Genomic DNA, 546 nt, shown 5'->3' with positions numbered 1-546 from the left:
GAGCATCCGCTGTGACCAGGAAACTGATACGCTGGGCAGGCTGTACCGGAATGGTGTGACGTCGAGCGAGGAAATCCCCGTTGGGCGTCTCCAGCTCGCTCCACAGCCCGTGCAAGTGCATAGGGTGCGTCATCATGGAGTCGTTATGCAGGATGACACGCAGGCGTTCGCCATAGCGGAAATGAATGGGCGTGGACTTGCCGAACTCCAAGCCATCAAGCGACCAGGCGTAACGCTCCATATTGCCGGTCAGATGCAGTTCGACTTCACGCTCGGCGCCACGGTTGTCGAGCGGGCCGCCAATCGTGTGCATGTCGGCCAAGGTCAGTACGCGGCGGCCATTGTTACGTAAGCCAACCCCTGGATCATCCAGATTGGTACGGGCGCTATCGACCCGGGCGTCGGTGCTGGGACCATATTCTGTCTTGGCATGGCGAGCTTTCTTGCTGGGCACCTTCAGAGGATTGGCCGGAGCCATCTGGTGCTGGCTATGATCCATCCCCTGCATCGGTTGCGCCCCAGTTTTGCCGTCCATGGACTCCATAC

General features: G+C 59.7%; 1 protein-coding gene. It reads right to left on the bottom strand.

From position 1 onward, the window contains the following. Positions 1-546 (bottom strand): multicopper oxidase domain-containing protein (locus tag AKL28_RS23735; protein ID WP_156226493.1); only part of this gene is annotated, 546 nt, incomplete at both ends.

Origin of the sequence: Herbaspirillum chlorophenolicum (assembly GCF_001189955.1) — a bacterium.
Taxonomy (GTDB): Bacteria; Pseudomonadota; Gammaproteobacteria; order Burkholderiales; family Burkholderiaceae_D; genus Herbaspirillum; species Herbaspirillum chlorophenolicum.
This window is presented reverse-complemented; position numbering and strand designations above follow the sequence as displayed.